At 53.4% G+C, this 2,010-nt stretch carries 3 protein-coding genes and 1 tRNA gene; 3 read left to right on the top strand and 1 reads right to left on the bottom strand.

The annotated features are described in order from the left end of the window. Together AK963_RS33880 and AK963_RS28265 are read left to right on the top strand one after the other, a co-directional pair. A partial coding sequence (locus AK963_RS33880; RefSeq protein WP_175404708.1) for an SU10 major capsid protein occupies positions 1–1,102 on the top strand: 1,102 nt, incomplete at its 5' end. Positions 1,103–1,139: 37 nt separating this feature from the next. Further along, positions 1,140–1,223, top strand: a tRNA-Tyr gene (locus AK963_RS28265). A 22-nt stretch (positions 1,224–1,245) separates the two neighbouring features. Here AK963_RS28265 and AK963_RS28260 read toward each other — a convergent pair. Then, on the bottom strand, positions 1,246–1,557 hold the full coding sequence (locus AK963_RS28260; protein ID WP_066018630.1) for a helix-turn-helix domain-containing protein: 312 nt from the start codon (positions 1,555–1,557) through the stop codon (positions 1,246–1,248). A 121-nt stretch (positions 1,558–1,678) separates the two neighbouring features. Here AK963_RS28260 and AK963_RS28255 point away from each other — a divergent pair, with 121 nt between their 5' ends. Next, the gene (locus AK963_RS28255) at positions 1,679–1,954 is read left to right on the top strand and encodes a hypothetical protein (RefSeq protein ID WP_066018629.1); all 276 of its coding nucleotides are present in this window, start codon (positions 1,679–1,681) and stop codon (positions 1,952–1,954) included. Positions 1,955–2,010: the final 56 nt, after the last annotated feature.

Below are 2,010 nucleotides of genomic sequence, written 5' to 3'. Positions count from 1 at the left end.
GTTTACCATGCTGGAGCCGAACGGCACAGCGCCATTCAATGCCCTTCTGGCCATGACCGGATCAGAAGCCACTGACGATCCCGAGTACCGCAACTTCGTCGACGAACTGCCTGACCGCACGTTCCTGATCGACAACGGCGCAGGCTACGACGCGAACGCCACCACTCTCTCTGTCGACGCCATCCCAGCCGTCGGCTTCGTAGTAGAAGGCTCGATCATCGTCAACGCCAACACTGGCGAAGTGATGCAGGCCACCGCCCTCGGCGACGGCAGCTCTGGCTCGATCTCCGTCAAGCGCAACATCGGCGGCACCGCCCTCACCATCTCCGACAACGACGAACTGGTCATCGCCGGTTACGCCGCCAAGGAAGGTGACAACAGCCCCGAGGCTGTCAGCTTCGACGCCGACGTGACGTTCAACTACACCCAAATCTTCCGCACCAGCTACACCGTCACCAACACTCTGAAGGCCACTAACCTTCGCACCGGTGACAAGGAAGACGAGGCGCAGATGAAAGCCCTCAAGATGCACATGAGCGACATCGAACGTGCATTCCTGTTCGGCAAGCGTCACATCGAAAACCCCAACTCCGCGCAGCCAACCCGCTACACTGGCGGACTGCTGTCACAAATCTCCACCGTGATCGACGCTGCTGGCACTGCCAACAAGATCACTGAGGAAGAGTTCGATAAGCACCTGATGGACACCGTATTCGCCTACGGCTCCACCGAGAAAATGTGCTTCGTCGGCCCAACCGTGGCACAGCACCTTCAGCAGTGGGCCAAAGACCGCTGGACAGTCGAGCAGGTAGACGGCACTTACGGTGTCAACGTCACCCGCTACAAGACCTTCGCGGGCGACCTCATCGTCAAGCTGCACCCGATGTTCCGTCAGATCAAGGGTCTGGCCGACACGATGATTGCTCTGGACTTCAGCTACATCAAGTACCGCTACCTCGACGGGCGCGATACCCAACTGCTGAAAGACCGCCAGGGCAACGATGCCGACGCGGTGAAGCATGAGTACCTGACTGAATGCGGTGTGGAAATGCTGCAAGACAAGGTTCACTCGGTCTTCAAGAACTGGCAGTTAAGAGCGTAACCCCGACAGCCCCTCACCCGAGGGGCTTTCTCTTTCTGGAGAGGTACCCAAGCGGCAACGGGAACGGACTGTAAATCCGTACAATTTTGAAACGCAGGTTCGAGTCCTGCCCTCTCCACCACATCAGGCACAAGGATCAGTAATTAGCTTTTCAAAAGTTGCTTCAGCATTTGTTCGATATTACTAAGACGTTTATCAATGGTTGCAATTTCTTCTGCTAAGAACGCTTTTTCTTCTTCTGGTGGTATTCCAACTCCCTTCATCAGCCATTGGCTTGATACATTTAGCGCCTCAGATAGAGTTTTAATGTGTTTGTGTGGTGTATCAATGTCGCCTTTATTTAACTGGTAAAGGTAGCTCTTAGGAATCCCTGTTATTTTTGCCAGCTCGGGAACACTTGTAATATGACTTGCGTCCATCGCTATTTTTATTCGATCACTGATATGCTCTTCCATTACAGAAACTCCCTTTATTTGGAGTTTTTTATACCTTTATTCCCTGATTAAGTCGAGGACGATCACCCGCACTCAATCCCATACCATCGGGCTAAACACCTTAAACACCGAGTAGCCCGTCATGCCAGAAAAAAAAGATCAGCCAGCACAAAAAAAAGCAGCCGCACCCAAACCGGAAAAAGCAGAAAAGACCGTTAAAAAAGCGGAACCCAAACAGTACGTCAGTAAAGACCATCATCTGCTGGTTCACGTAATCCGCACCCCGAAGCACGAATGGCGGGCACGGCGTATGCTTACCGACGGTCGCTATGTCTGGCGAATCCCCTCCGACGAAGTAAAAGCCTTCGAGGCTCACGAAGCCTTCAAGAACGGCAGGGTCGTTCCTTACGATGGCTAACCAGAGCACCACCCCGCACATTCGGGACAGTTTCAGCCCCTTGCAGGACATCGTAA

The sequence above is a fragment of the Endozoicomonas atrinae genome (assembly GCF_001647025.1).
Lineage (GTDB): Bacteria > Pseudomonadota > Gammaproteobacteria > Pseudomonadales > Endozoicomonadaceae > Endozoicomonas > Endozoicomonas atrinae.
This window is presented reverse-complemented; position numbering and strand designations above follow the sequence as displayed.

Coding starts and splice junctions, on each gene's coding strand:
- AK963_RS28255 (WP_066018629.1), top strand. CDS start 1,679: ATGCCAGAAAAAAAAGATCAGCCAGCACAAAAAAAAGCAGCCGCACCC.
- AK963_RS28260 (WP_066018630.1), bottom strand. CDS start 1,557: ATGGAAGAGCATATCAGTGATCGAATAAAAATAGCGATGGACGCAAGT.